The sequence below is a fragment of the Hydrogenophaga sp. genome (genome assembly GCF_014773545.1).
Taxonomy (GTDB): Bacteria; Pseudomonadota; Gammaproteobacteria; order Burkholderiales; family Burkholderiaceae_C; genus Hydrogenophaga.
The window spans coordinates 1-24,448 of the sequence record NZ_SDDV01000013.1 but is presented as its reverse complement, the minus strand read 5'-3'; the positions used below and the strand labels follow the sequence as shown (position 1 = coordinate 24,448).

The window sequence follows — 24,448 nt, the reverse complement described above, 5'->3', positions numbered from 1 at the left end:
CGCCGCACCGACGCAGCGCACCTATACTGCGGCCATGAACATCGCCGATCTGCGCAAGAGCTACGAAAAGGCCGAACTCAACGAATCGGCGTCCAACCCCGATCCGCTGCAGCAATTTTCCCTCTGGCTGAGCCAGGCCATCAGCGGCGCGCTGCCCGAGCCCAACGCCATGACGCTGGCCAGCGTCGGCAGCGATCTGCGGCCGAGCACGCGGGTGGTGTTGATCAAGGGTTTCGACGAGCGCGGCATCGTCTGGTACAGCAATTACGCCAGCCGCAAAGGCCAGGAGCTGGCCGGCAACCCGTTTGCGGCGCTGCAATTTCACTGGGTAGAGCTCGAGCGCGTGCTGCGCATCGAAGGCCGGGTCGACCGGGTCAGCGCCGCCGAGAGCGACGCCTATTTTCACAGCCGTCCGCTAGACCACCGCATCGGCGCCTGGGCCAGCCCGCAAAGCGAAGTGATAGACGGCCGCGCCGTGTTGTTGGGCAACGCAGCCAAATACGCGGCCCAATTTCTGCTGCAACCGCCGCGCCCGCCGCACTGGGGCGGCTACCGCTTGCAGCCTGAGCAATGGGAGTTCTGGCAGGGCCGCAAGAGCCGGCTGCACGACCGGCTGCGCTACCGCCGCAACACCCAGACCGGTGACTGGCTGCGCGAACGGCTGGCACCCTGAGCTGTGCCGCCTCAGCCCCAGTAGAGCAAGGCTTGCCGGCCCTGCACCAGTAAATCGACGCGGCGCCCGAACGGCAGCAAGACCTTGGTCGGCACGTGCCCAAACGGCAGGCCGCTCAGCACCGGGATGCGGATTTGGCTGCGCAGCCAGTCGACCACCTTGGCCAGGCTGAAGCCGCGGTCATGGGCACTGAGCTCAAATCGATTGAAGCTGCCCAGCAAGAGTGCGCTTTGCTGCCCGAGAATGCCCGCGTGCAAGAGCTGACTGAGCATGCGCTCGATGCGGTACGGGTGCTCGTTGACGTCTTCCAGAAACAAGACGCCGCCCTTGACCGCCGGCAAGTAAGGCGTTCCCACCAGCGCGCACAGCACGCTGAGGTTGCCGCCCCAGAGGGTCGCCTGGCTCAATTGAAAGGCGGGTTCGCCGGCTGGCAGCGCCCGCCCCTGCAAACACCCGGCCAGCGCAGACAGATCGGCGGCCGGCAAACGCCAACCGCTACCTTCACCTTGCGCTGCGAGCAAGTCGTCAAAGCAAGCCGCCATGATGTCGTCCGGCTCGGTCAGGGTGCCAAAATCATCCAATAAACACGGCCCGGCCCAGGTCTGGGCGCCGGTCTGGGCGTAAAGCGCGCACTGCAGCGCGGTGAAGTCACTCATGCCGACAAACTGCATACCGCGCTCGATCGCCCGCGCCAGCGGCGCGCAGGGCAGCGCAGCAAGCAAACGCGTCAGTCCGTAGCCGCCGCGCGAAATCAGCGCCAGGTCGGCGGCGCTGGCGGCGGCGCGGCTGATCGCCGCCAGCCGCACCGCGTCTGCTCCGGCAAAGCGCGTGTGGCTGCACAGCGCCGATTGATCGACCTCGACCTCGTGCCCGAGGGCTTTGAGGCGCGCCACGCCGCGGCGAAAAGCCGTTTTGTCGCGCACCGCGCTCGAAGGTGAGTAGACGTAGATGTGGCTCATGCGAGGTTGCAGCGCTCAAGGCGGCCGATTATCGGGGATCGGCCATGCTGTGGCCCGGTGGACAAAAACCGGGCCAAAGCTGCTGGGCGGCCCACTGTGCAAGTGCCGCGCCGGGTTCGGGAACCAGCTGCCCCGCTTGCGCCAGCAGCAGCGGCGCACCGTCTTGCCCCAGTTGGCGCCAGAGTTCACGCCGCACCGGCTCACCCAGCACCGGGTCTTGTCGGCCCATCACCATGCCACTGCGGCCGCGCCATTCGTGCAGCCAGAAATCCTGCGCGCGGTGGGCAATCGTCGCAGCGTCGGCCGTGAGGCGATCGGGCTGCAGGGTGGCAAAGGCGCGCAAGGCAGCACGGTGGCCGCAGTCGGGAAAGGGTGCGCGGTAGGCGGCGCGTTCGGCAGCACCCAAGGGTGGGTCAATCTGGTCCAGCCAGCGCTCCAACGCCGCCGGCCGGTGCTTGGCTTGCGCTGGGCGCATGGCCGGCCAAGCGGCGGGCGAACCGGGTTCACCCGCCGCCAAGGGGGTGTTGAGCAACAGCAAGCCCGCGTAGCGCTGTGCGTCAGCCAGCGGCAGCGTCAGGCCGAGCAGGTCGAGCAGGCCGCCCCCAACGGGCACCACCAGCACGATCTGGCGCAGGTCGAGCCGCTCGATCCATTCCAGCAACACCTGCCGGTGCCGGTCCAAGCTGTGCCAGCGCTCATGCTTGGGTTTGTCGCTTTTGCCAAAACCCACCAGATCGGGCGCCAGCACGCGCGCACCGGCGGCGCTCCAGACCGGGATCATTTTGCGGTAAAAGTAGCTCCAGGTCAGGCTGCCGTGCAGACACAGCCAGGTCGGCCCCTGCTGCCCGGCGCGCTCGCGCCCCCCCTCGTCCAGGTAGTGCATGCGCAAGCCCCGCAAGGACGGCAAATCGCTGCTGTAGTGGCCGCGCCAGGGGTAGTCGGGCACAGCGGCAAAGCAGCTTTCGGGGGTGCGCAGCGCGTCGTCGCGCAGCGGCTGCGCGAGGGCGCGCTGTTGCGCGCGGCGCTGGCGAAAGAAATCGCTCAACAAGCCGACGCATTCGGCCTGCAGCAGACCGCCTTGCAGCAGCGTGTGGTGGTTGAGCTGGCGCTGCGCAAACAGGTTGAGCACCGATCCGGCAGCGCCGGTTTTGGCGTCGGCGGCGCCGAAAACCACACGCCGCAGGCGCGCGTGCAGCATGGCACCGCTGCACATGGCGCAGGGCTCGAGGGTGACGAACAGTTCGCAGTCGTCGAGCCGGTAGTTTCCCAGCGTCTGCGCTGCCGCCCGCAGCGCCTGCATCTCGGCGTGCGCGGTCGGGTCGTGCCCGCCCCTCGGGGCGTTGTGGCCGGCGCCGATCACCCGGCCCTGGTGCACCACCACCGCACCCACCGGCACCTCACCCAGCGCCGCACCCAGCCGGGCCTGCGCCAGCGCCAGCCGCATGAAATCGGCGTCACTCTCGGTTGGCGGCTCAGGCACTCGCATCGGCCAAGCCTAGCAGACTGGCGCGCCGCAGCGCCTGCGCCTGAGTGGGCCCCCTGGAGATCATCAAGCAGCACATCCAGCAGCAGGACAGGCCAGACGATTGAAGCCAGCCTGCGGCTGGCGGCGCCTACCCCTCCAGCCCATTCGGACGGCTCTGCCTCCAAGCCACGTTGCGGCTAACGGGCATGACTTTGAAAGCCACCCCGGGAAATGAAAGTCATGCCCGTTCTCCCTCACCCCCAACCCCTCTCCCGCACGCGGGAGAGGGGAGCGAAGTGAGTCGCGGCCCGATTTTCACGTCAAGCGTATGGGATGGAGCCTCTCGCGCCATTTGGTGGGCACTCATTTCGCGCGCGCCTTGTGCGCCTCAACGTAAGAGCGCAAAACGGCGTTCATGCGGGACTGATACCGCGCCCCGGTATGCTTGAAGAACTCCAACACTTCGGCATCAATGCGCAGCGTGATTTGCTTCTTGATGTGGGGCAACTGCTCTGCTGCTTTCATCCAGACGGCATCAGGCAGGCCAGGTGCGTCACTGTAATCGATCTGCTCATCCGGCATCGAGGCCACGGCATCCAGTCGGGCCTTCTGCTCGGCACTCAAGACAGGCGGTTTTTTCAGGTCAAGCGTTCGCTTCACGGTATTGCTTTCTTTCGTTGGCACTTGCTTTCCTCGCAGAGATAAGGCGGATGGTTTTCCCGTGTCGAACTGTGTAAACCACATACAGGACAGCCGAAAAAGCAAGCCCAATCGTTGCCCATCGATCTTCCCCGTAGTCCTCGCGCCCGTCGTAGGCTTCAACCCGCCCGGTGTCGTAAAAAACAAGCTCGGCATCCTCGAAGGAAACGCCGTGCTTATTCAAGTTTCGTGCCGCTTTATCGGCGTCCCATTCAAGCTCCACTGTGCTCACACTGTGCTCACATTGTTGGTTCGTTTTGTAGTTACGTCAAGCGTATGGGATGGAGCCTCTCGCGCCATTTGGTGAGCTTGAGCGCCGGCAGGTCGGGGTTCACCCCGGCGCCAGCGCAAACTCAAGGCCGGGCAAGGGCTTGGAGATCATACTTTTGCGGCTGCAAGCCGTCTTGCTGGTAGCCGCGCCAGCGCTGGCGCGCCAACTGGCGGTCGTTCGGATCGGCTGTGACCAGCTCGATCAGGCGCGCGCAGCGCTGGTAGCCCTGCGGCACGAGCGGGCGCAGATTGACCAGCACCGCATCTGCAGGGGCAGAGGGCGGCAACTCGGCGTGCAACTGAATCGGCGAGTGGCGCACGACATGAGCCGGATCCGTGGCGCGACAGTGCGGCACGAATTCGTGCGGCGCAAACGTCCACAAAGCGGCGTCCAGCTCCGTCAGCACCGGTTCATCGGCCAGCACCAGCAGCGGCACGCCTTGCCGGTAGCCCTTGCGCAACAAGCGACACGCATAAGCCTGCTTGTCGGGCACGTTGAAGTGGAACACCACCTCGGTCATGGCGAGCTCATGGGGTTTTGGCAGCTCGCTTGCGCCCCGCTGCTGCTGGCGGCGGCTCGGTGGCGGCGGCCGCGCGGGCCGCCTCGTCTCGCAGGTAGTGCAGCAACAGCGGCACCGGCCGCCCGGTGGCGCCCTTGCTTGCACCGCTTTTCCAGGCGCAGCCGGCAATGTCCAGGTGCGCCCAGGGCAGGTCGGCGGTAAATTTCTGCAAAAACTTGGCCGCCGTGATGGCACCCGCCGGTCGCCCGCCCACGTTGCCCAGATCGGCAAAGTTGGACTTGAGCGCCTCGGCGTATTCGTCGTCCAGCGGCAGGCGCCAGCACGGGTCGAGCGCCGTCTCGCCCGCTTGCTGCAGCGCCTGCGCCAGTTCCTCATGGGCCGAAAACAGGCCCGAGCGCACGGCACCCAGCGCCACCACGCAAGCGCCGGTGAGCGTGGCGACGTCGATCAGGCTGCGCGGCTTGAAGCGCGCCGCATAGCTCAGCGCGTCGCACAGGATCAGGCGGCCCTCGGCGTCGGTGTTGAGGATTTCTATCGTCTGCCCGCTCATGCTGGTGACCACGTCGCCGGGTTTGATAGCCTGAGCATCGGGCATGTTTTCGCAGCTCGGAATCAGGCCAACGACGTTGAGCGCCGGGCGCCACTCGGCCAGGGCGGCGAATACGCCCAGCACGCTGGCAGCGCCGGCCATGTCGAACTTCATTTCGTCCATTTCGGCGGCGGGCTTGAGGCTGATGCCACCGGTGTCAAAGGTGATGCCCTTGCCCACCAGCACCACCGGCGCGCTGGAGCGGGCCGCGCCTTGGTAGCGCATGACGATGAAGCGCAGCGGTTGCGCCGAGCCTTGCGCCACCGCCAGCAAGGCCCCCATGCCGAGCGCGGTCACTTCTTTCAGACCCAGCACGTCGGTCTTGAAGCCCGCTTTGCGTCCGCACTGAATCGCCACCTGCGCCAGCGCGCTGGGCGTGGCGTGGTTGGCGGGTCGGTTGGCCCACTCCTTGGCCAGTTCGACCCCGGTCACCAGCGCCTTGCCAAAGGCAAAATCGGCCTGCACGCGCGCGGCGTCGGCCACCCCCAGCAAGACTTGCTGCACGGCGCGCGCCTTGGCCGATGGCTTGGTGTGGGTGTAGCTGTAGCTGGCCTCGGCGCAGGCCTGCATGGCCGCGCGCACGGCAGCACCGTCAGCGTCGATCAAACTCAGCAGCAGTGCGATTTTTTTGACGCCGGGCTGCTTGAGCTGCGCCACGCCCGCAGCCACCGCCTTGCGCACCGCCGCCGGCGTCGCATCGCCGGCGCGCACCAGCAGCACGCGGCTTGCCTGGATGCCTGCCACCCGGTAGCAAGCCAGGGTTTTGCCAACCCCGGGCTCCAGATCGCCATCGCGCATGACCGCGGCAAGCAGCTCGTGCAGGGAACCGGGCGCCAGCTCAGGCGCCAGCGCCTCGGGCACCAACACCAACAACGCATCGCAAGGCAGCGCGGCGGCCTCGGCGGGCAGCAAAGATTTGAGTTCGAAGTCCATAATGGCGTTTTCCTGTCTTGATTCGATGTTATTCCATTCTTCCCTTCGCAAAGAACTCGCGCGCAGTTTCGGCGCCACGCTGCTGGTGCTGTTTACCATCGTGCTGACCATGCTGCTGATTCGCACCCTGGGTCTGGCCGCCGGCGGCCGGGTCAACCCGCAGGAGATCATGCTGGTGCTGGGCTACACGGTCTTCGGCCACCTGCCCACCATACTGACGCTGGCCTTGTTCATCGCGATTGTTTTCACGCTCTCGCGCATGTACCGCGACAGCGAAATGGTGGTTTGGTTTTCCTCTGGTCGCTCACTCGGGAGTTTTGTCGCCCCGGTGCTGCACTTTGCCTGGCCGATCCTGCTGGTCATCACGCTGATGGTGTTTTTCGCCTGGCCCTGGGCCAACCAGCAGACCCAGCAACTGCGCGAGCGCTATGAACACCGCGGTGATCTGGAGCGTGTGACGCCGGGCCAGTTTCAGGAATTCTCCGGCGGACGGCAGGTGTTTTTCATCGAAAAAGACGAGGTCGACGGCACCGAGGGCCGCAACCTGTTCATTTCGACCCGGGCTGACGACGGCAGCGAAACCATCACATCGGCGCGTTCGGGTCGCCTCGAGTGGATCGCAGGCGAACAATTCCTGCTGCTCGACAACGGTCAGCGGGTCGAAATCATGGCCAACCAGGGCGGTCTGCGCGTCAGTAAATTCGAACAATACGGCACCCGCATCCGCGCTGCAGCAGATGCGGCTGCTGTACCGGCGGCTGCGCTCGGGCTCAGAGCCCGACCCAGTTGGGTCTTGCTGCAAAACCCCAAGCCGGAAAACCTGGGCGAGCTGGGCTGGCGCATCGGCATGGCGCTGACCGCCGTCAACTTCATCTTGCTCGCACTTGCCGCCACCGCCAGCAACCCACGCGCGGGCCGGGGCGGCAACCTGTTTTTCACCTTGTTCGCCTTCATTGTCTACTTCAACTTTCTCAACCTGGGGCAAAACTGGGTGGCTGGCGGCCACGTCAGTCTGGGCGGCTTCATGCTGGCACTGCACGGCTCGGTCTTTGCTCTGGCTTTGTTCTGGCTGCTCAAGCGCCACCACAACCTGAGCCTGCGCCAGGGCTTGGTTGGCTGGCGCTCTCGCGGCGCAGCCGCTGCCAGCGCGTCGCCATGAAAACCATTCGCCGCCTGATCTACCGCGAGGTGTCGGTCGCCGTGGCCTTCGTGCTGCTGGCTTTTTTGGCGCTGTTTTCCTTTTTCGACCTGGTCGACGAACTGCCGGCGCTGGGTCGACCCTCGGTCATCGACCCGACGCTGAGCTACGAATTCCAGCACGCGCTGCTGTACGTGCTGCTGGGCATGCCGAACCGGATATACGAAATCCTGCCGATTGCCGCACTGATCGGCACCATCTGGGTGCTGGCGCGGCTGGCCCAGGGCTCGGAATACACTATTTTGCGCACCAGCGGTTTAGGGCCCTGGCGCGCGCTGCGTACCCTGCTCGGGCTGGGGGCCATTTTTTCTGTGCTGACTTTTGTGGTGGGCGATTACGTCGCGCCACTGGCCGAGCGCAGCGCCCAGATGCACAAGGCCCGCTTCGATGGCCACCTCAGCCTGGGACAAACGGGCGCCTGGCTCAAGGATCGCCAGACCTACAGCCAGTTCTCGGTCAACGTCGGATCGCTGTCGGGCCGCGGTGAACTCGGCGGCGTGCGCATCTTTGAATTCGACAACCGGGGCTTTCTGGTCTCCATTGTGCAAGCGCAAAGCGGGCAGATCGAGGCCGACGCGTACTGGACGCTGCACCAGGTGCAGCGGCGCGAGTTCGACACCGCAGGCCAGGCCGCACAACGCATCAGCCACAGCACGGCGGCGAGTGCGCGCTGGCCCAGCGGCCTGAGCTTGGAGATGGTGTCGGCCGCCCTGCTGCGTGCGGATCGGATGCAAACCACCGACCTGTTCAGCTACATCCGCCACCTGCAGGCCAACAACCAGGCGTCGCAACGCTATGAAATCGAGTTCTGGCGCAAGGTGTTTTATCCCCTGAGCTGCCTGGTGATGGTGATGCTGGCGCTGCCGTTTGCCTACCTGCATTTTCGCTCCGGCCACATCACCGCTTACGTCTTTGGCGGGGTCATGATTGGCATCAGCTTTTTTCTGCTCAACAACGTATTCGGCTACATTGGCAACCTCAACCAGTGGCGACCCTGGTTGGCTGCAGCGTCCCCAGGGTTGATTTATTCACTGGTTTCGCTCGGCGCCTTTGGCTGGCTGGTTTTCAGGAGGTAGGCACGCATGCAGGCTGTGATTGTTTTGGCGCACGGCTCGCGCGACCCGCTCTGGAGCCTGCCCGTGGAAGAGCTGGCGCGCCAGATCGCCGCGCAAGACAGCTCCACCAGCGTGCTGTGCGCCTACCTGGAGCTGCGTCAACCCGACCTGGGCAGCGCCGCACAGCAACTGGTGGCCGCTGGTGCGCGCACAGTGCGCGTGTTGCCGCTGTTTTTCGGTATTGGCAAACACGCGCGCGAAGATCTGCCGCTGCGCATGGCCGAACTCGGGCGGGCGCACCCGGCGGTGTGCTTCGAACAACTGCCGATTGCGGGTGAAGACCCGCGCCTGCGCCTGCTGCTGACCCAGATGGCGCTGGAAAATGGCAGCTCATGAACCTGCACCAATTTCGCTTTGTGCAAGAGGCGGTGCGCCGCAACCTGAACCTGACCGAAGCGGCACAGGCCCTGCACACCTCGCAACCCGGCGTCTCCAAGGGCATCATAGAGCTCGAAGAAGAGCTGGGCATAGACATCTTTGTCCGCCACGGCAAGCGCATCAAGCGCGTCACCGAGCCCGGCCTGCAGGTGCTCAAGAGCATCGAAATCATTTTGCGCGAAGTCAACAACCTCAAGCGCATCGGTGAACAGTATGCGGCGCAGGACAGCGGCACCCTCTCGATTGCCACCACCCATACCCAGGCGCGCTACGTGCTGCCGGTGCCGGTGGCGCGTTTGCGCCAGATCTACCCCAAGGTCGGCATCAGCCTGCACCAGGGTTCTCCTGACCAGGTGGCGCGCATGGTGCTCGAAGATGTGGCCGAAATCGGCGTTGCCACCGAGTCGCTGGGCAACTACCCGGAGCTGATCACCCTGCCCTGCTACGAGTGGCAGCACGTGCTGGTGTTGCCAGTTGATCATCCGCTGCTGGCGCGCGAACGCATCGCGCTGGAAGACCTGGCGCAGGTGCCGCTGATCACCTACCACCCCAGCTTCACCGGCCGCAGCCGCATCGACCAGGCCTTCGCGCTGCGCCAGTTGCGCCCCCATGTGGTGCTGGAGGCGATCGACTCCGACGTCATCAAAACCTACGTCAAACTCGGCTTGGGCGTGGGCATCGTGGCCGAAATGGCGATGCAGGGCGAGAACCAGAGCCCCGAGCTGGTGGCGCGGCCCGCGGCCCAGTTGTTTGGCCACAACCTGGCGCGCGTGGCTTTCAAGCGCGGCGCTTACCTGCGCCAGTTCGTGCTGCGTTTTGCCGAGCTGCTCAGCGAGCGCCTGACGCGCGAGCAGATTCAACGTGCCATGAGCGGCACGCCAGACGCTTATGAACTCTGAGCGCGCCATCAAGCAGCCCCGCATCAGCTCGCGCCTGCCCGCCGTCGGCAGCAGCATTTTCAGCGTCATGTCGGCGCTGGCGCAGGAACACGGCGCGGTCAACCTGGGCCAAGGCTTCCCGGACTTCGACTGCGACCCGGCGCTGCCGCAAGCGGTCACGCGCGCCATGCTGGCTGGCCACAACCAGTACCCGCCCATGCCGGGTGTGCCCGCGCTGCGCGCGGCGATGGCGGCCAAAATGACCGCCCTCTACGGTCTGCGCTGCCAACCCGAGAGCGAAGTAACCGTCACCGCCGGCGCCACGCAGGCGATCTTCACTGCCATTGTGGCGCTGGTGCAGCCGGGCGACGAGGTGATGGTGCTCGAGCCTTGTTACGACAGCTACGTACCCGGCATCGAACTCGCGGGCGGTGTGGCGGTTCGCGTTCCCCTGAGCCCAGGCCGTTTCCGGCCCGATTTCGACGCCATCGCTGCGGCGCTCTCGTCGCGCACGCGCGCCCTGCTCATCAACAGCCCGCACAACCCCAGCGGCACCGTCTGGAGCGCGGCCGACATGCTGCGTCTGCAAGACCTGCTGGAGCCGACCGACGTGCTACTGATCAGCGACGAGGTATACGAACACATGGTGTTTGACGGCCAGGCGCACCAGAGCGTGGCGCGCTACCCGGGCCTGGCCGCACGCGCCTTCATCGTCGGCAGCTTTGGCAAGACCTTCCACGTCACCGGCTGGAAGATCGGCACCGTGGTGGCGCCGGCGGCACTGACGGTCGAATTCCGCAAGGTGCACCAGTTCAACGTGTTCACCGTCAACACGCCGATGCAGCACGCGCTGGCAAACTACCTGGCCAACCCGGCGCCGTACCTGGAATTGTCGGCCTTCTACCAGCGCAAGCGCGACCTGTTTCGCGCCGGTCTGGCGGCCACGCGCTTGCGCCTGCTGCCGTGCGAAGGCACGTATTTCCAGTGCGTCGACATCTCCGAGCTGGCGCTGCCCGAGCGTGACCTGCCTGAGGCCGACTTCTGCCGCTGGCTCACGCGCGAAATCGGCGTCGCCGCCATTCCGCTCTCGGCCTTCTACGGCAAGGGTTTTGAGCAGAAGGTGCTGCGGTTTTGTTTTGCCAAACAAGAACAAACGCTGCAACAAGCCTTGCAGCGGCTGGCGCGCCTGTGAGATCAGCGTCTTAGCCCTGACTGACGGCGGCGCGACGTTCGCGCGAGCGCGCCAGCGCGGCTTCGATCACGGCGCGCTTTTTGTCCAGCACGGCGGGGTCGGTATGCAGTGAATGAGCCGCCAGGTCGGCCAGCTTGGCGCGCGCTTTTTCTTCCAGCCGCTGCTGCTGCTCCAGGGTGTGGCGCTGCACGCGCTGCAAGTGCTGCGCGTAGCGCTGCCGCGCCTGACTGGCCTGCACATCGGACCAGGCCTGCCAGCCGGTGCGCGCAGCGCTGACGGGCTCGAGCACGATGCAGTCAACCGGGCAGACCGGCAGGCAAAGCGCGCAGCCGGTGCAATACGGCTCGAGCACGCTGTGCATGCGCTTGTTGCCACCGACGATGGCGTCAACCGGACAGGCTTTGATGCACAGCGTGCAACCGATGCACCAGTTCTCGTCGATCACCGCCAGGCACAACGGCCCTTCAGCGCCATGCTGTGGGTCGATCGGGCTTGCAGCCCAGCCGGTGATGGCGGCCAAGCGCTCCACACCCTGCGCACCGCCCGGCGGGCACTGGTTGATGCCCGCCTGTGCGTCGGCGACGGCTTGCGCGTAGTGCGCACAGTCGGGGTAGCCGCAGCGCGTGCACTGGGTTTGCGGCAGGGCCGCGTCGATGCGGCGGGCCAGTTCGTTCATCTCGACAAGCATACCCGGCGCAGCAGCAGCCAGCCCGATAGCAGCAGGGGCTTTCAGTTCGACTTGACAGATTCTGCAAGGACCCGGTCGCTGGCTTGAACAAATTCTTCGGCAAGCGCCGGTTCGGCAAGCGCCGGTTCGGCCACTCGTTTGAGCTTGGGCATTCGAGTTTTTTCCGCTGATGACGCGTCCTGCCTTGGCGCTGCCTTGGCCGGCGTTTTGGCTGTGGCCGCCACACTGGCCGCAGGCTCGCTGGCCGGGTCCGGCGCGAAGGTGGCTGCATCGACAGCTTGCACAACGGGCTTCGCCGCTCTCGGCTGGTGCGACAAGATAAAGGCCTTGACCACCGGATAAACCATCTCACGCCAGCGCCGCCCGCTAAAGATGCCGTAATGACCCGCACCCTTGGCCTCATAGTGCATGCGCTGCGTCGCCGAGATGCCGGTGCACAGATCGTGCGCGGCGGCGGTCTGGCCGCAGCCGGAAATGTCGTCCAGTTCGCCTTCGATGGTGAGCAAGGCGCTGTCGCGGATGTCCTGCGGCCGCACCCGCTCGACTACGCCCTGTTCGTTTTTCACGTCCCAGGTGCCGTTGATCAAATCAAAATCCTGAAACACCACTTTGATGGTCTCCAGGTAGTAGTGGGCGTCCATGTCGAGCACGGCGTTGTACTCGTCGTAGAACTTGCGGTGGCTCTCGGCGCCGGAGTCATCGCCCTTGATCAGGTCTTGGAAGTAATCGTAGTGGCTGCTGGCGTGGCTGCTCGGGTTCATGGCGACGAAACCGGCGTGCTGCAAAAAGCCCGGGTAGACCAACCGCCGCTTACCCGGAAAGCTCACCGGCACGCGATAGATCACGTTGTTCTCGAACCAACTGTGGCTGCGCTGCAGCGCCAGGTTGTTGACTGCCGTGGGCGATTTATTGGCGTCTATCGGTCCACCCATCATGGTCATCGACAGCGGCACTGTCTCTCCCCGGCTGGCCATGAGCGAAACGGCGGCCAGCGTGGGAACGGTGGGTTGGCACACACTCATGACGTGACAGTTGCCGTAGATCCGCTGCAAGTGGCGAATGAACTCCTGCACATAATTGACGTAGTCGTCGAGATGGAAGTCGCCTTCGGACAGCGGCACCATGCGGGCGTTTTTCCAGTCGGTGATGTAGACCTTGTGGTCTTTCAGCATGGTGCGCACGGTCTCGCGCAGCAGCGTGGCGTAATGTCCCGACAGCGGAGCGACCACCAGCACCACCGGCTGGCCCTTGAGTTTGAGCAAGGTTTCGCTGTCGTCCGAGAAGCGCTTGAAGCGGCGCAGCTCGCAAAACGGTTTGTCGATCTCGACCCGCTCGTGAATCGCCACGCCAACGCCGTCGACATCGACGGTGTGAATGCCGAACTCCGGTTTCTCGTAGTCTTTGCCGAGCCGGTGCATCAGCTCATAAGCCGCCGAGATGCGTTGCGCCATCGGCAACTTGGCAAAAGACCAAGTCGGGTTGTTGTAAATCTTGGCGGCCACACTGGCCAATTCGGCAAACGGCTCCATGAAGGAGCGCTGCGTTTCGTAAATCTGGTACAGCATGATTCAAGAGAAAAAAGTGATGTTGCAGTGCAATATAACAGCATGCACAAAACCCTGTGGCGATGATTACACCTAATTTTGTGTAGCAATCGTCAGCTTCATGAAAAAATTCACATGAAGTTTTTCCTGCAGCGGGCGGTTCGGCTGACCGCTTGCGCCCCTGCTGGGCGCAGCAAGAACAAAGGCCACCGCAGTGGCCTTTGTTCACTGGCAGGCCGACACAGCCCGCCGCGCCGGCGCATCAGTTGCGGCTTTGATCGACCAGTTTGTTCTTGGCAATCCAGGGCATCATGGCGCGCAACTGGGCACCGACCACCTCGATCTGGTGCTCGGCGGTCAGGCGCCGGCGTGCCGTCATGCTCGGGTACTGGGTCCGGCCTTCCAGGATAAACATTTTGGCGTACTCACCGCTCTGAATGCGCTTCAAGGCGTTGCGCATGGCTTGACGGCTCTGCTCATTGATCACTTCGGGGCCTGTCACGTACTCGCCGTATTCGGCGTTGTTCGAGATCGAGTAGTTCATGTTGGCGATGCCGCCTTCGTAGATCAGGTCGACGATCAGCTTGAGCTCGTGCAGGCACTCAAAATAAGCCATCTCTGGCGCGTAACCGGCCTCGACCAGGGTTTCAAAGCCCATTTTGATCAGCTCGACCGCGCCGCCGCACAGCACCGCCTGCTCGCCGAACAGGTCGGTTTCGGTTTCTTCCTTGAAGCTGGTCTGGATGATGCCTGCCTTGCCACCACCGTTGGCCATGGCGTAGCTCAGGGCCAGATCGCGCGCCTTACCGCTCTTGTCCTGATGCACCGCAACCAGGTGCGGCACGCCGCCGCCCTGGGTGTAGGTGTTGCGCACGGTGTGGCCTGGCGCCTTGGGGGCAACCATCCAGACGTCCAGATCGGCGCGCGGCACGACCTGGTTGTAGTGCACGTTGAAACCATGCGCAAACGCCAGCGAAGCGCCCTGCTTCATGTTCGGCGCCACGTTGTTGTGGTAGACGTCGGCGATTTGCTCGTCGGGCAACAAAATCATGACCACGTCGGCGGCCTTGACGGCGTCGTTGACTTCCAGCACGCTCAGACCGGCTTTGCCGACCTTGTCCCACGAGGCACCGCCCTTGCGCAGACCGACCACCACTTTGACGCCGCTGTCGTTGAGGTTTTGCGCGTGCGCGTGGCCCTGACTGCCGTAGCCGATGATGGCCACCGTCTTGCCTTTGATCAGGCTCAGGTCACAGTCTTTGTCGTAGAAAACTTTCATTTGTTGCTCCAATGGAATACCAGAAGGTTGACCCGTTTTTCCTGAGCCTACCAAACGACTTCAGGCGCTGCGCTCGCAGGGGTGCGGCCGCAGCCTCGACAAAGCCTGTACCACGCCTGTCTGAGGGCTCAGCCCGAACGGGCAGAGAAACGGCTGAGCCCTGTGAAAAACCGTCAAACCCGCAAGATGCGCTCACCGCGGCCAATGCCGCAGGCACCGGTGCGCACGGTCTCCAAAATGGCACTGCGCTCGATCGCTTCCAGAAAGGCGTCGTTCTTGCTCTGGTCACCGGTGAGCTCGATGGTGTAGCTCTTGTCGGTGACGTCGATCACCCGGCCGCGGAAAATGTCGGCCATGCGCTTGACTTCCTCGCGCTCCTTGCCCACCGCGCGCACCTTGACCAGCATCAGCTCGCGTTCGGTGTAAGCGCCTTCGGTCAGGTCGACCACCTTGACCACTTCGATCAGGCGGTTGAGGTGCTTGGTGATTTGCTCTATCACGTCGTCCGACCCGGTGGTCTGGATCGTCATGCGTGACAGGCTGGGGTCTTCGGTCGGTGCCACCGTGAGCGACTCGATGTTGTAGCCGCGCGCCGAGAACAAGCCGACCACGCGCGAGAGCGCGCCGGCTTCGTTTTCGAGCAAAACGGCAATGATGTGCTTCATGATAAAAATTCCTCTTTTCTGTACCCTCCCCGGCGCACGGTAATGCGTCGGCTTGGCAGCAAATAGATTCTTGCGAGGCCGCGCGTGCAGGACAGGCGGCCGGGGATGCGAAGCGCTCAGAGGTCTTCGGAACCCAGCAGCATTTCGGTCAGCCCCTTGCCAGCCTTGACCATCGGGAACACGTTTTCGGTCGGATCGGTGCGAAAGTCCATGAAAACCGTTCGGTCTTTGAGCTTGCGCGCTTCACGCAGCGCCGGCTCGACGTCTTGCGGGCGCTCGATCAGCAGGCCGACGTGGCCGTAGGCCTCGGCCAGCTTGACGAAATTGGGCAGCGCGTCCATGTAGCTGTGGCTGTAGCGCCCTTCGTAATCAATTTCCTGCCACTGCCGCACCATGCCGAGGTAGCGGTTGTTGAGCGAGATGATTTTGATCGGCGTGTTGTACTGCAAGCAGGTGGAGAGCTCCTGAATGCACATCTGTACCGATCCCTCACCGGTGATGCAGTAGACCTCGCTGTCGGGTTTGGCCAGCTTGATGCCCATGGCGTAGGGAATGCCCACGCCCATGGTGCCCAGGCCGCCCGAGTTGATCCAGCGCCGCGGCTCGTCAAACCGGTAGTACTGGGCGGCCCACATCTGGTGCTGACCCACATCGGAGGTGACGTAGGCGTCGGCCTCACGCGTCATGTTCCACAGCGTCTCGACCACGTACTGCGGCTTGATCACGTCTTTATTGCCGCGCTCGTAGCTCAGGCAATTTTTGGCGCGCCAACCCTCTATGGTGTCCCACCAGCCGGCCAGCGCCTTCGGGTCGGCCCGCGTCGGCGTCTCGCGCAGCATCTGAATCAATTCGGTCAGCACCTCTTTGACGTGGCCGACGATGGGAACGTCAACCTTGACGCGCTTGGAGATGCTGGACGGGTCGATGTCAATGTGGATGATCTTGCGTTCGTTCTGCGCAAAGTGCTTGGGGTTGCCGATCACGCGGTCGTCAAAGCGCGCGCCCACCGCCAGCAACACGTCGCAATTTTGCATCGCGTTGTTGGCCTCGAAGGTGCCGTGCATGCCCGGCATGCCCAGAAATTTCTTGTCCGACGCCGGGTAAGCGCCCAGGCCCATCAAGGTGTTGGTGATCGGGTAACCCAGCAGGTCGACCAGGGTGCGCAACTCCGGCACCGCATTGCCCAGCAGCACGCCGCCGCCGCTGTAGACATAGGGGCGCTTGGCACCCAGCAGCAGTTGCAAGGCCTTGCGGATCTGGCCGCTGTGGCCCTTGCGCACCGGGTTGTACGAGCGCATTTCGACCGACTCGGGGTAGCCGGCGTAAGCAGTCTTGTTGAACGACACGTCTTTCGGGATGTCGACCACCACCGGGCCGGGGCGGCCGCTGCGGGCGATGTGAAACGCCTTTTTCATCACCAGCGCCATGTCGCGCACGTCTTTGACCAGGAAATTGTGCTTGACGATCGGGCGCGTGATGCCGACCGTGTCGCACTCTTGGAAAGCGTCCAGACCAATCGCAGCCGTGGGTACTTGACCGCAGACGATCACCATCGGAATGCTGTCCATGTAGGCGGTGGCAATGCCGGTGATGGCATTGGTGACGCCGGGGCCGGAAGTGACCAGCGCCACGCCGACCTCGCCGGTGGCGCGCGCGTAGCCGTCGGCGGCGTGCACGGCGGCCTGCTCGTGGCGCACCAGCACATGCTGGATGGTGTCTTGCTTGTAGAACGCGTCGTAGATGTGCAGCACCGCACCACCGGGATAGCCCCAGATGTACTTCACACCTTCGGCCTGCAAGGCCTTGACGAGTATTTCTGCACCGCGCAGCTCTGGCAGGGGCGCAGCAGCGGCATTGACGACGAGCGCCTGGGCCTGTTCGGCCAAGTTGATTTTCATGTTGAACCTGTTGAGAATTTCTCTGACGAAAAACCTTGGGTGCCTCTTGACCCACTCTTGTGAAGCGGTGTCGAGACTTGAGACCAGTAGCCATAAGCAGGCGCATTGCCCACCGAACCCTGACCCGTTTGCCGTATTTTGAATCGCAAGGCGCATTATCACCGATAGCGACTGCGCTGGCCCAGCGCCCCGTGGCCATCGGGCCGGAGTGCGACAATCGGTTCGCGCTGCTGGCCGCCGGGTCAGCCCGGCCCCACAACCCTGCCCCAGACCATGTTCACCCCGACCCCTACGCCTGCCCCTGCCACGCTCCAGGCCCCACCCATCATGCGCCGCATGGCCTGCTGGCTGTACGAGGGCTTGCTGCTATTTGGCGTGCTGTTTGCAGCCGGCTGCGTCTTGTTGCTGGCCGGTTTTTTGCTCGCCCAATGGATTCCGAACGTCGAAGCGGCGCTCGAAAACCGTCCGCTGCTGATGGCCTACCTGTTCGCCGTGCTAGGCCTTTATTTCACCTGGTTCTGGGCCAAGGGGCAGACGCTGGCCATGAAAACCTGGGACATCCGGGTGGTCGATCGCAACGGCCGGCGCCTGAGGCCGGCGCATGCGCTGCTGCGCTACCTTTTGGCCTGGCTGTGGCTGCTGCCACCACTGGGCTTGGGCAGCGCGCTGCAACTGCACAGCCTGGACGTGGTGGCGCTGACGCTGGCGTGGATTGTGGTTTGGGCGTTGCTGGCGCGCTTGCATCCGCAGCGCCAATTCCTGCACGACGCCCTGGCCGGCACCCAGTTGGTGCACCACAGGGAACCCATCCCACCCAAGCACGACAAACGCAGCGCACCGGCATGAACACGCCCGTACCACGCGAACCGGCCAACGCGCAAAAGCAGCGCACCGGCCTGGCCCGTATCCAGCACGCCTGGGGCTACTCGATGGCTGGCTTGCGGGCCGGCTGGGGCGAGACCTCGTTCCGGGAAGAAGCCCTGGCGGCGCTGGTGTTGATCCCGGCGGCGTTCTGGGTCGGGCAGAGCTGGGTCGAAGTGGCCGTGCTGGTGGCCGTGGTGGTGCTGGTGCTGGTGGTCGAATTGCTCAACACCGGCATCGAGACCGCGATCGACCGCATCGGGCCGGAATGGCACGACCTGTCCAAGCGCGCCAAAGACATGGGCAGCGCCGCCGTGCTGCTGAGCCTGCTGCTGTGCGCTGGCGTGTGGGCGGCGGCTCTTTGGGCGCTGCTGGCGCCAGCTTGAACGCGCCGACCGCTCAGGACCACTCAGACCGCAGCCTCGTCTTCCTCGCCGGTTCGGATACGCACCACGCGCTCGACCGAGGTGACGAAAATCTTGCCATCGCCGATCTTGCCGGTGCGCGCGGCGCGGACAATGGCGTCCACGCAGCGCTCGACGTCGTCGGTTTTCACCACCACCTCGACCTTGACCTTAGGCAAAAAATCAACCACGTACTCGGCGCCACGGTACAACTCAGTGTGGCCTTTTTGGCGGCCAAAACCTTTCACCTCGGTCACGGTCAGGCCGGTCACGCCCTGCTCGGCCAGCGCCTCGCGCACCTCTTCGAGCTTGAACGGTTTGACAATGGCGGTGATTTGTTTCATGGGGGAAGCTCCAGTCGATACGGATGGTTCAAAAATGATGCTGACTGCCCACCAACCCGGCTCAAGACAGGTACTTGCTCGTAACAGGGTAGCGCCAGTCTTTGCCAAAGCTGCGGTGCGTCAGGCGAATGCCCAGCGGCGCTTGCTGGCGCTTGTATTCGCTGCCGTGCAATAGCCGCACCACCTGTTCGACGGCGGCGCGGTCCAAGCCTGCGGCCACGATGCTGGCCGGACTCTGGTCGTCTTGCATGTAGCGCTCGACGATGGCGTCGAGCACGGCGTAGTCGGGCAGGCTGTCTTGATCGGTCTGATTGTGGCGCAATTCGGCACTCGGCGCGCGGCTGATGATGCGCTCGGGAATGGGCGTGGCAACGCCGCCGCAGGGGTTGTGGGCGTTGCGCCAGCGCGCCAGGCGAAACACCTCGGTCTTGGCGAGGTCTTTGATGACCGCAAAGCCACCCGCCATATCGCCGTACAGCGTGCAGTAGCCGGTCGCCAGTTCGCTTTTGTTGCCGGTGGTCAGCACCAGGCCGCCTAACTTGTTGGACAAGGCCATCAGCAGCGTGCCACGTATGCGCGCTTGCAGATTTTCTTCCGTGCTGTCTTCGGCGCAAGCGGCAAACAAGGGTGCCAACGCCGCCTTGAACACCGCAAACAGCGGCGCAATGTCGATCTCGTCGTAGCGCACCCCCAAGCGGGCGGCCATCTCGCGCGCGTCGCTGCAGGATATGGCAGCCGTGTAGGGCGAAGGCATCATCACCGCACGCACCCGCTCGCGTCCCAGCGCGTCGACCGCAAGCGCGAGCACCAGCGCCGAATCGATGCCGCCCGACAGCCCCAGCAGGGTCGAGGAAAACCCGTTTTTCTGCACGTAGTCACGCAGCCCCAGCACCAGCGCGTGCCAGAGCTCGGTCTGCGGGTCGTGCTCGGGCGCGGTGTGAGCGTCGATCTGCCAGCCCGGGCCCTGTCGGCTCAAGCGGCAATCGAACAAAGCAGGCTCGAAGCTGGGTGCGCGCCCAGCCAGCGCGCCGTCGGCCGCCAGCACGAAGCTGCGGCCATCGAAAACCAGTTCGTCTTGCCCGCCCACCAGGTGCGCGTAGATCAGCGGCAAGCCGGTGGCGCGCACGCGCGCGCGCATGATGCGCTCGCGCTCGCCACCCTTGCCAGCGTGAAAAGGCGATGCGTTAATGACCAGCAGCAGCTCGGCCCCAGCGGCCAAGGCTGCGCGCACCGGCGCCTCATGCCAGGCGTCTTCACAAATCAGCAGGCCGAGCCGGACCCGCTCGCCAGGGGCCGCCTCGAGGTCGAACACAGCGCTGTTTTCGCCGGGCACAAAGTAACGCCGCTCATCAAAGACCTGGTCATTGGGCAGCTCGCGCTTGTGGCAGCGCTGCAGCAGCCGCCCCTCAAACAGCACGCTGGCAGCGTTGTGCAAGACCGGCTGCGTGCGGCGCCACCCCTCCTCTTGGGCGCAGGCCGGCAGTGCGCTGCGCACCGGGTGTCCCACCACCAGGTACAGGCCTTTGAGGCCGGCCGTCTCATGCGCCACGGTTTTCAGGGCATCATCGCAGGCGTCTATGAAGGCTGGACGCAACAGCAAATCTTGCGCCGGGTAGCCGCACAAGGCCAGCTCGGGCGTCAGCAGCAGACGCACACCGCGCGCGTGCGCTTGCTGTGCGGCGGTGATGATCTGGCGCGCGTTACCCGCCATATCACCCACCACAAAGTTGAGTTGAGCAACGCAAATGGAGATGGTCATGGGATTTGAATTGATCGACGCCGACGCTGCCCCACACGCCACAGCGCAGCGCGCTTTGTCGGCGGTGAATTATCGCACCCGGGTCTTTGCCGCACCGCAGGACATCAGCGCAGCAGACTGGAACGGTTTGCTGGCCCAGCAACAAGGCGCCACGCCCTTTATGCGCCACGAGTACCTGGCAGCCCTGCACGCCAGCGGCTGCGCCCAGGCCGAGGCGGGTTGGCAGGCGCAGTTCCTCAGTCTCTGGCGCGACGGTGAACTGCATGCCGCCTGCCCGCTGTATTTGAAAAACCACTCGCGCGGCGAATACGTGTTTGACGGGTCGTGGGCCCATGCCTACGCGCAACACCGCCTGGACTACTTCCCCAAGGCGCTGGTGGCGGTGCCCTTCACGCCAGTGCCGGGCGCGCGTTTGCTCGCGCGCGACGACGCCGCGCGTGCCGCACTGGTGCGCGCGCTGATCGACCACGCCCAAAGCGAAAACCTCTCCTCACTGCATCTGTTGTTCGCGTCCGCGCCAGACCTGGCCGCTTGCCGATCTGCCGGCCTGCTGCTGCGCCAGACGGTGCAGTTCCACTGGACAAACCACGCCCCAGCGCCGCACCCGCCCGGCTGGGCCGACACAGCGGACGCAGACCGTCAACCGTTCGACGATTTTGAGCACTTCCTGGCCAGTCTGCAGCAAGAAAAACGCAAAAAAATTCGCCAGGAACGGCGCAAAGTCGAACAAGCCGGCGTGCGCTTTCGCTGCCTGCTCGGGCCTGAGATCAAGACGGCCGACTGGGATTTTTTCTACCACTGCTACCGGCGCACCTACCTGGAACACAGCAACCAACCCTATTTGAACCGTGAATTTTTTCAGCTCCAAGCGCAACTGATGCCGCAGCACTGGCTGCTGTTCGTGGCCGAGCGCGCGGGTCAGGCCATCGCGTGCAGCCTGGTTGGCATAGACCCCGATGCCCGGGTCGCCTACGGCCGCTACTGGGGCGCGCTCGAGCGCGTCGACTGCCTGCATTTCGAGGCCTGCTACTACCAGCCGCTGATCTGGTGCATCGCGCACGGCTACTTGCGCTTTGAGGGCGGCGCCCAAGGCGAGCACAAAATGGCGCGTGCCCTGTTGCCGGTCAAAACCGGCAGCGCGCACTGGCTGGCGCAGCCTGCGTTTGCCCACGCAGTAGAGCGCTTTTTGCAGCGCGAGGACCAGGGCCTCGCGCTGTACCTGGAGCAACTGGATCAGCGCACGCCGCTGAAAACCTCGCCGCCCGCCGCCGCCGGGGCAAAGCAGCGCGCGCAACCCGCTGCGTAAACGGCGCACAGCGCGTCGGTCTGGGTGCTTGCTGCCTGAACTCAGCTCGCATCCGACGGCGGTCGATCTTTGTTCAGCAGCTTGCCCAGCAAGTCCATGGGCAGCGGAAACACGATCGTCGAGGCGCGGTCACCGGCGACCTGGGTCATGGTTTGCAGGTATCGCAACTGCATCGCCTCGGGCTGCTGCGCCAGCATTTGCGCCGCCTCCAGCAGCGCCACCGCCGCTTGCTTTTCGCCTTCGGCGTGAATCACCTTGGCGCGCCGTTCGCGCTCGGCCTCGGCCTGGCGCGCAATGGCGCGCACCATCGACTCGTTCAGGTCGATGTGCTTGATCTCGACGTTGGTCACCTTGATGCCCCAGGCGTCAGTCTGGGCATCCAGAATCTGCTGCACGTCCAGGTTGAGCCGTTCGCGCTCGGCCAGCATTTCGTCGAGCTCGTGCTTGCCCAGCACCACGCGCAAGGTAGTCTGCGCCAACTGGCTGGTCGCCATCAGGTAGTTTTCCACTTGGATGATGGCCTTTTGCGCGTCGACCACGCGAAAGAACACCACTGCGTTGACCTTGACCGAGACGTTGTCGCGCGAGATCACGTCCTGCGGCTCGACGTCCATCGTCACCACCCGCAGATCGACCCGCACCATCTGCTGCAGACCGGGCACCACGATCACCAGCCCCGGACCCTTGACCCGCCAGAAGCGCCCGAGCTGAAACACCACGCCGCGCTCGTACTCGCGCAAGGTGCGAAACGACGCCAGCAGCAGCGCCAGCAGCAAGGGAATCAGCAGCGCACTGAGTGCAAAATTCATATCGAACATCGGGTTTTTCTCCAGAAAAATGGAATCGATCAATCCGCTGCGGCATCGGCTTCTGGCTGCACCTGCAGTACCAGCCCGAGCACACGGTTCACCCGCACCCGCTGGCCAATCGCCAGCGGCGCATCGGCGCACACCTGCCAGCGCTCGCCATGTACCAGCGCCCAGGCCTGTCCGTGCTCGATCTGCACCACCTCGCCCAGGCTGCCCAGCAGTTCTTCGCTGCCGCTGACCACCGGCGCGCGGCGCGCGCGCAAAGCCATGCCACCGGCCAACAACACCGCCACCCCGGCGGCGATGGAGACGGCAAAAATCAGCGGCAGCGGCACGCCCAGACCAGGCACCTCGCGGTCAAACAGCAACAAAGCGCCGGCAATGAAAGCCACGATGCCGCCGACCCCCAGCACGCCAAAAGCCGGCATCAGCAATTCGCCCACCAGCAGCGCAAAACCGAGCAATATCAGCGCCAGCCCGGCGTAATTGACCGGCAGCAACTGCAGCGCGTACAGCGCCAGCAACAGGCAGATTGCGCCCACCGTGCCGGGCACACCAAAACCGGGCGAAGCAAACTCGAACAGCAGGCCGTAGACGCCGATCATGAGCAAAATCAGCGCCACGCCAGGGTTGGAGATCACGGCCAGCAACTGGTGCCGCCAGTCGGGCGGCTGCATCACAACGGCCAGGCCCAGGGTTTGCAGTTGGCGCCGCTCATCGGCCACCCGCACGCTGCGGCCGTCGATCTGCGCCAGCAAGTCCGGGATGTCGCGCGCCACCACGTCGATCACGTTCTCGCGCAGCGCCTCGGCCGCCGTCAGACTGACCGCCTCGCGCACTGCACGCTCGGCCCAGACGGCGTTGCGGCCGTGGCGCTCGGCGAGCCCGCGAATGAAAGCAGCGGCGTCGTGAATGCGCTTGGCGGCCGCGGGGTCCAGCGGTGCGGCGGGCTGGGGCTGCGCCGGCGCGGGTTGACCTGGCGGCGGCGGCGCCGGGCGCGGCGGCGCGCCCGGCATGCCAATGGCCACCGGCGTGGCCGCACCCAGCGTGGTGGCCGGCGCCATGGCGGCAATATGGCTGGCGTAGAGGATGAAGGTGCCGGCGCTGGCGGCGCGTGCGCCCGGCGGGCTGACGTAGGTGGCCACCGGCACCGGCGAAGCCAAAATGGCCATCACAATCTGCCGCATCGAGCTGTCGAGCCCGCCCGGCGTGTCCAGCTCCAGCACCACCAGCGGCGCACCCTGTTGCTGCGCGCGCGCCAAGCCACGGATGACGTAGTCGGCGCTGGCCGGCCCGATCGGTCCTTGCAGCGTCAGCACCGGCACCGGAACGCCGGCCTGCACGCCGCTGGCGGCCAGGCCCAGCAGCAGCGCGCACAGCCACAGGCACGCCAGCGCGAGCGGGCGCCGCCATGGGTGAAATGCAAGTCTCGCCGGCTGACGCTCTGGCATGGCAACTCCCGTGCGGGTAATGGTGCCAGTCTATGCCCTGATGTGGCTGGCGTGCAAGTTCCAAATTCCCCGGTCCGCCATTTTTATTCAACCGGGATTGTCCATTGGGCTTGGGTGGGCTGGTGGATGCAGTGGCGAGGCAGTTTTGTCCCGACTGAGAAGCCCATGGCCTGTGCCATGGGCACTGATGAGGGGCAAAAATGACCGCCCATGCGCCGCCAGCACCGCAGGTGCGTCTAATGGACAATCTCGGTTCAACCAACCCGGGCTGCGGCGCAAGCGGCCCGCCATCCGCACGCAGTCGCAGCAGGACGGCCACCGCCGCGGCAGGCCGGGCAGCAAAGGCCAGGCCGCCCCGAAAGCCACTTCGAACCAGATCGAACGCAGGCATGAAGACTCCCACCGCTAAGCCAAAGCTATAGCGGGGGTTTCCTGACTCAACGACCAGAGCGCCAGAGTGTTGCCACTCAAACGACTTGCCTTAGTCTCACCAAGCGTAGGGTACATTGCCACACCCGGTCTGGAGCCTTCCGCCCCTACCTTCTGTCTTGTGATCCGGCACGTCTTCTT

General features: G+C 64.6%; 24 protein-coding genes. 9 read left to right on the top strand and 15 right to left on the bottom strand.

Annotated features, from left to right (window positions below; genetic code table 11):
• Positions 1–34: 34 nt before the first annotated feature.
• The gene (gene pdxH, locus EST26_RS09285) at positions 35–673 is read left to right on the top strand and encodes a pyridoxamine 5'-phosphate oxidase (protein ID WP_291067289.1); all 639 of its coding nucleotides are present in this window, start codon (positions 35–37) and stop codon (positions 671–673) included.
• Between the two features lie 11 nt (positions 674–684).
• Here pdxH and EST26_RS09280 read toward each other — a convergent pair whose 3' ends face one another.
• From EST26_RS09280 to EST26_RS09255, 6 genes are all read right to left on the bottom strand, one after another.
• The gene (locus EST26_RS09280; RefSeq protein WP_291067287.1) at positions 685–1,632 is read right to left on the bottom strand and encodes an LD-carboxypeptidase; all 948 of its coding nucleotides are present in this window, start codon (positions 1,630–1,632) and stop codon (positions 685–687) included.
• Between the two features lie 28 nt (positions 1,633–1,660).
• Positions 1,661–3,118: a tRNA adenosine(34) deaminase TadA gene (gene tadA, locus EST26_RS09275; RefSeq protein ID WP_291067285.1), complete on the bottom strand. Its 1,458-nt coding sequence runs from the start codon at positions 3,116–3,118 to the stop codon at positions 1,661–1,663.
• 342 nt (positions 3,119–3,460) lie between these two features.
• Positions 3,461–3,757: a BrnA antitoxin family protein gene (locus EST26_RS09270; RefSeq protein WP_291067283.1), complete on the bottom strand. Its 297-nt coding sequence runs from the start codon at positions 3,755–3,757 to the stop codon at positions 3,461–3,463.
• Complete coding sequence (locus EST26_RS09265; RefSeq protein WP_291067281.1) at positions 3,741–4,028, bottom strand: BrnT family toxin; 288 nt, start codon at positions 4,026–4,028, stop codon at positions 3,741–3,743. Before EST26_RS09265 ends, EST26_RS09270 begins: the two co-directional genes overlap by 17 nt.
• A 121-nt stretch (positions 4,029–4,149) precedes the next feature.
• Positions 4,150–4,587 (bottom strand): DNA polymerase III subunit chi, encoded by a 438-nt coding sequence (locus EST26_RS09260; RefSeq protein WP_291067279.1) that lies wholly within the window; start codon positions 4,585–4,587, stop codon positions 4,150–4,152.
• Between the two features lie 7 nt (positions 4,588–4,594).
• Complete coding sequence (locus EST26_RS09255; protein WP_291067278.1) at positions 4,595–6,109, bottom strand: leucyl aminopeptidase; 1,515 nt, start codon at positions 6,107–6,109, stop codon at positions 4,595–4,597.
• 25 nt (positions 6,110–6,134) lie between these two features.
• Here EST26_RS09255 and lptF point away from each other — a divergent pair, with 25 nt between their 5' ends.
• From lptF to EST26_RS09230, 5 genes are read left to right on the top strand one after another with little or no spacing between them, the layout of a single operon-like run.
• The gene (gene lptF / locus EST26_RS09250) at positions 6,135–7,268 is read left to right on the top strand and encodes an LPS export ABC transporter permease LptF (protein WP_291067277.1); all 1,134 of its coding nucleotides are present in this window, start codon (positions 6,135–6,137) and stop codon (positions 7,266–7,268) included.
• Positions 7,265–8,383, top strand: a complete 1,119-nt coding sequence (gene lptG / locus EST26_RS09245; protein WP_291067275.1) for an LPS export ABC transporter permease LptG — start codon at positions 7,265–7,267, stop codon at positions 8,381–8,383. Before lptF ends, lptG begins: the two co-directional genes overlap by 4 nt.
• A gap of 6 nt (positions 8,384–8,389) precedes the next feature.
• The gene (locus EST26_RS09240; protein WP_291067273.1) at positions 8,390–8,758 is read left to right on the top strand and encodes a CbiX/SirB N-terminal domain-containing protein; all 369 of its coding nucleotides are present in this window, start codon (positions 8,390–8,392) and stop codon (positions 8,756–8,758) included.
• On the top strand, positions 8,755–9,699 hold the full coding sequence (locus EST26_RS09235; protein WP_291067271.1) for a CysB family HTH-type transcriptional regulator: 945 nt from the start codon (positions 8,755–8,757) through the stop codon (positions 9,697–9,699). Before EST26_RS09240 ends, EST26_RS09235 begins: the two co-directional genes overlap by 4 nt.
• Positions 9,689–10,870: a pyridoxal phosphate-dependent aminotransferase gene (locus EST26_RS09230; RefSeq protein ID WP_291067269.1), complete on the top strand. Its 1,182-nt coding sequence runs from the start codon at positions 9,689–9,691 to the stop codon at positions 10,868–10,870. The genes EST26_RS09235 and EST26_RS09230 overlap by 11 nt, the downstream gene beginning before the upstream one ends.
• Before the next feature lie 10 nt (positions 10,871–10,880).
• Here EST26_RS09230 and rsxB read toward each other — a convergent pair whose 3' ends face one another.
• From rsxB to EST26_RS09205, 5 genes are all read right to left on the bottom strand, one after another.
• A complete protein-coding gene (rsxB, locus tag EST26_RS09225; protein WP_291067339.1) occupies positions 10,881–11,579 on the bottom strand; it encodes an electron transport complex subunit RsxB in 699 nt (232 codons plus the stop codon).
• A gap of 20 nt (positions 11,580–11,599) precedes the next feature.
• Positions 11,600–13,123, bottom strand: coding sequence for a polyhydroxyalkanoate depolymerase (gene phaZ / locus EST26_RS09220; protein ID WP_291067267.1), 1,524 nt, complete (start codon positions 13,121–13,123; stop codon positions 11,600–11,602).
• 241 nt (positions 13,124–13,364) lie between these two features.
• On the bottom strand, positions 13,365–14,381 hold the full coding sequence (ilvC, locus tag EST26_RS09215) for a ketol-acid reductoisomerase (protein ID WP_291067265.1): 1,017 nt from the start codon (positions 14,379–14,381) through the stop codon (positions 13,365–13,367).
• 173 nt (positions 14,382–14,554) lie between these two features.
• Positions 14,555–15,046, bottom strand: coding sequence for an acetolactate synthase small subunit (gene ilvN / locus EST26_RS09210; protein WP_291067263.1), 492 nt, complete (start codon positions 15,044–15,046; stop codon positions 14,555–14,557).
• A gap of 116 nt (positions 15,047–15,162) precedes the next feature.
• Positions 15,163–16,944: an acetolactate synthase 3 catalytic subunit gene (locus EST26_RS09205; protein WP_291067261.1), complete on the bottom strand. Its 1,782-nt coding sequence runs from the start codon at positions 16,942–16,944 to the stop codon at positions 15,163–15,165.
• Between the two features lie 273 nt (positions 16,945–17,217).
• Between EST26_RS09205 and EST26_RS09200 the strand changes: the two genes are divergently transcribed.
• Both EST26_RS09200 and EST26_RS09195 read left to right on the top strand, forming a co-directional pair.
• Positions 17,218–17,790, top strand: coding sequence for an RDD family protein (locus EST26_RS09200; protein ID WP_291067259.1), 573 nt, complete (start codon positions 17,218–17,220; stop codon positions 17,788–17,790).
• Complete coding sequence (locus EST26_RS09195; protein ID WP_291067257.1) at positions 17,787–18,191, top strand: diacylglycerol kinase; 405 nt, start codon at positions 17,787–17,789, stop codon at positions 18,189–18,191. The genes EST26_RS09200 and EST26_RS09195 overlap by 4 nt, the downstream gene beginning before the upstream one ends.
• Before the next feature lie 23 nt (positions 18,192–18,214).
• On the opposite strand, the gene EST26_RS09190 is transcribed toward EST26_RS09195, so the two are convergent.
• Both EST26_RS09190 and EST26_RS09185 read right to left on the bottom strand, forming a co-directional pair.
• A complete protein-coding gene (locus EST26_RS09190) occupies positions 18,215–18,553 on the bottom strand; it encodes a P-II family nitrogen regulator (RefSeq protein ID WP_291067255.1) in 339 nt (112 codons plus the stop codon).
• A gap of 61 nt (positions 18,554–18,614) precedes the next feature.
• Positions 18,615–20,312 carry an NAD+ synthase gene (locus tag EST26_RS09185; protein WP_291067252.1) on the bottom strand — a complete coding sequence of 566 codons (1,698 nt, stop codon included), beginning with the start codon at positions 20,310–20,312 and terminating at the stop codon, positions 18,615–18,617.
• Here EST26_RS09185 and EST26_RS09180 point away from each other — a divergent pair.
• Entirely contained in the window at positions 20,311–21,618 is a 1,308-nt protein-coding gene (locus EST26_RS09180) for a GNAT family N-acetyltransferase (protein WP_291067250.1), read from the top strand. The genes EST26_RS09185 and EST26_RS09180 overlap by 2 nt on opposite strands.
• A gap of 41 nt (positions 21,619–21,659) precedes the next feature.
• Here the strand turns inward: EST26_RS09180 and EST26_RS09175 are convergent, their stop codons facing one another.
• Together EST26_RS09175 and EST26_RS09170 are read right to left on the bottom strand one after the other, a co-directional pair.
• On the bottom strand, positions 21,660–22,427 hold the full coding sequence (locus EST26_RS09175) for a slipin family protein (RefSeq protein WP_291067248.1): 768 nt from the start codon (positions 22,425–22,427) through the stop codon (positions 21,660–21,662).
• Positions 22,428–22,465: 38 nt separating this feature from the next.
• Positions 22,466–23,878: a nodulation protein NfeD gene (locus EST26_RS09170; protein WP_291067247.1), complete on the bottom strand. Its 1,413-nt coding sequence runs from the start codon at positions 23,876–23,878 to the stop codon at positions 22,466–22,468.
• Between the last annotated feature and the right edge of the window lie 570 nt (positions 23,879–24,448).

Bases quoted from the DNA above. Each gene is read 5' to 3' on its own strand.
- EST26_RS09235 (WP_291067271.1), top strand. From the start codon at position 8,755: ATGAACCTGCACCAATTTCGCTTTGTGCAAGAGGCGGTGCGCCGCAAC.
- EST26_RS09185 (WP_291067252.1), bottom strand. From the start codon at position 20,312: ATGACCATCTCCATTTGCGTTGCTCAACTCAACTTTGTGGTGGGTGAT.
- EST26_RS09240 (WP_291067273.1), top strand. From the start codon at position 8,390: ATGCAGGCTGTGATTGTTTTGGCGCACGGCTCGCGCGACCCGCTCTGG.
- lptF (WP_291067277.1), top strand. From the start codon at position 6,135: ATGTTATTCCATTCTTCCCTTCGCAAAGAACTCGCGCGCAGTTTCGGC.
- phaZ (WP_291067267.1), bottom strand. From the start codon at position 13,123: ATGCTGTACCAGATTTACGAAACGCAGCGCTCCTTCATGGAGCCGTTT.
- tadA (WP_291067285.1), bottom strand. From the start codon at position 3,118: ATGCGAGTGCCTGAGCCGCCAACCGAGAGTGACGCCGATTTCATGCGG.
- EST26_RS09170 (WP_291067247.1), bottom strand. From the start codon at position 23,878: ATGCCAGAGCGTCAGCCGGCGAGACTTGCATTTCACCCATGGCGGCGC.
- ilvC (WP_291067265.1), bottom strand. From the start codon at position 14,381: ATGAAAGTTTTCTACGACAAAGACTGTGACCTGAGCCTGATCAAAGGC.
- EST26_RS09195 (WP_291067257.1), top strand. From the start codon at position 17,787: ATGAACACGCCCGTACCACGCGAACCGGCCAACGCGCAAAAGCAGCGC.
- pdxH (WP_291067289.1), top strand. From the start codon at position 35: ATGAACATCGCCGATCTGCGCAAGAGCTACGAAAAGGCCGAACTCAAC.
- EST26_RS09200 (WP_291067259.1), top strand. From the start codon at position 17,218: ATGTTCACCCCGACCCCTACGCCTGCCCCTGCCACGCTCCAGGCCCCA.
- EST26_RS09180 (WP_291067250.1), top strand. From the start codon at position 20,311: ATGGGATTTGAATTGATCGACGCCGACGCTGCCCCACACGCCACAGCG.
- ilvN (WP_291067263.1), bottom strand. From the start codon at position 15,046: ATGAAGCACATCATTGCCGTTTTGCTCGAAAACGAAGCCGGCGCGCTC.
- EST26_RS09205 (WP_291067261.1), bottom strand. From the start codon at position 16,944: ATGAAAATCAACTTGGCCGAACAGGCCCAGGCGCTCGTCGTCAATGCC.
- EST26_RS09280 (WP_291067287.1), bottom strand. From the start codon at position 1,632: ATGAGCCACATCTACGTCTACTCACCTTCGAGCGCGGTGCGCGACAAA.
- EST26_RS09255 (WP_291067278.1), bottom strand. From the start codon at position 6,109: ATGGACTTCGAACTCAAATCTTTGCTGCCCGCCGAGGCCGCCGCGCTG.
- EST26_RS09175 (WP_291067248.1), bottom strand. From the start codon at position 22,427: ATGAATTTTGCACTCAGTGCGCTGCTGATTCCCTTGCTGCTGGCGCTG.
- EST26_RS09260 (WP_291067279.1), bottom strand. From the start codon at position 4,587: ATGACCGAGGTGGTGTTCCACTTCAACGTGCCCGACAAGCAGGCTTAT.
- EST26_RS09190 (WP_291067255.1), bottom strand. From the start codon at position 18,553: ATGAAACAAATCACCGCCATTGTCAAACCGTTCAAGCTCGAAGAGGTG.
- lptG (WP_291067275.1), top strand. From the start codon at position 7,265: ATGAAAACCATTCGCCGCCTGATCTACCGCGAGGTGTCGGTCGCCGTG.
- EST26_RS09230 (WP_291067269.1), top strand. From the start codon at position 9,689: ATGAACTCTGAGCGCGCCATCAAGCAGCCCCGCATCAGCTCGCGCCTG.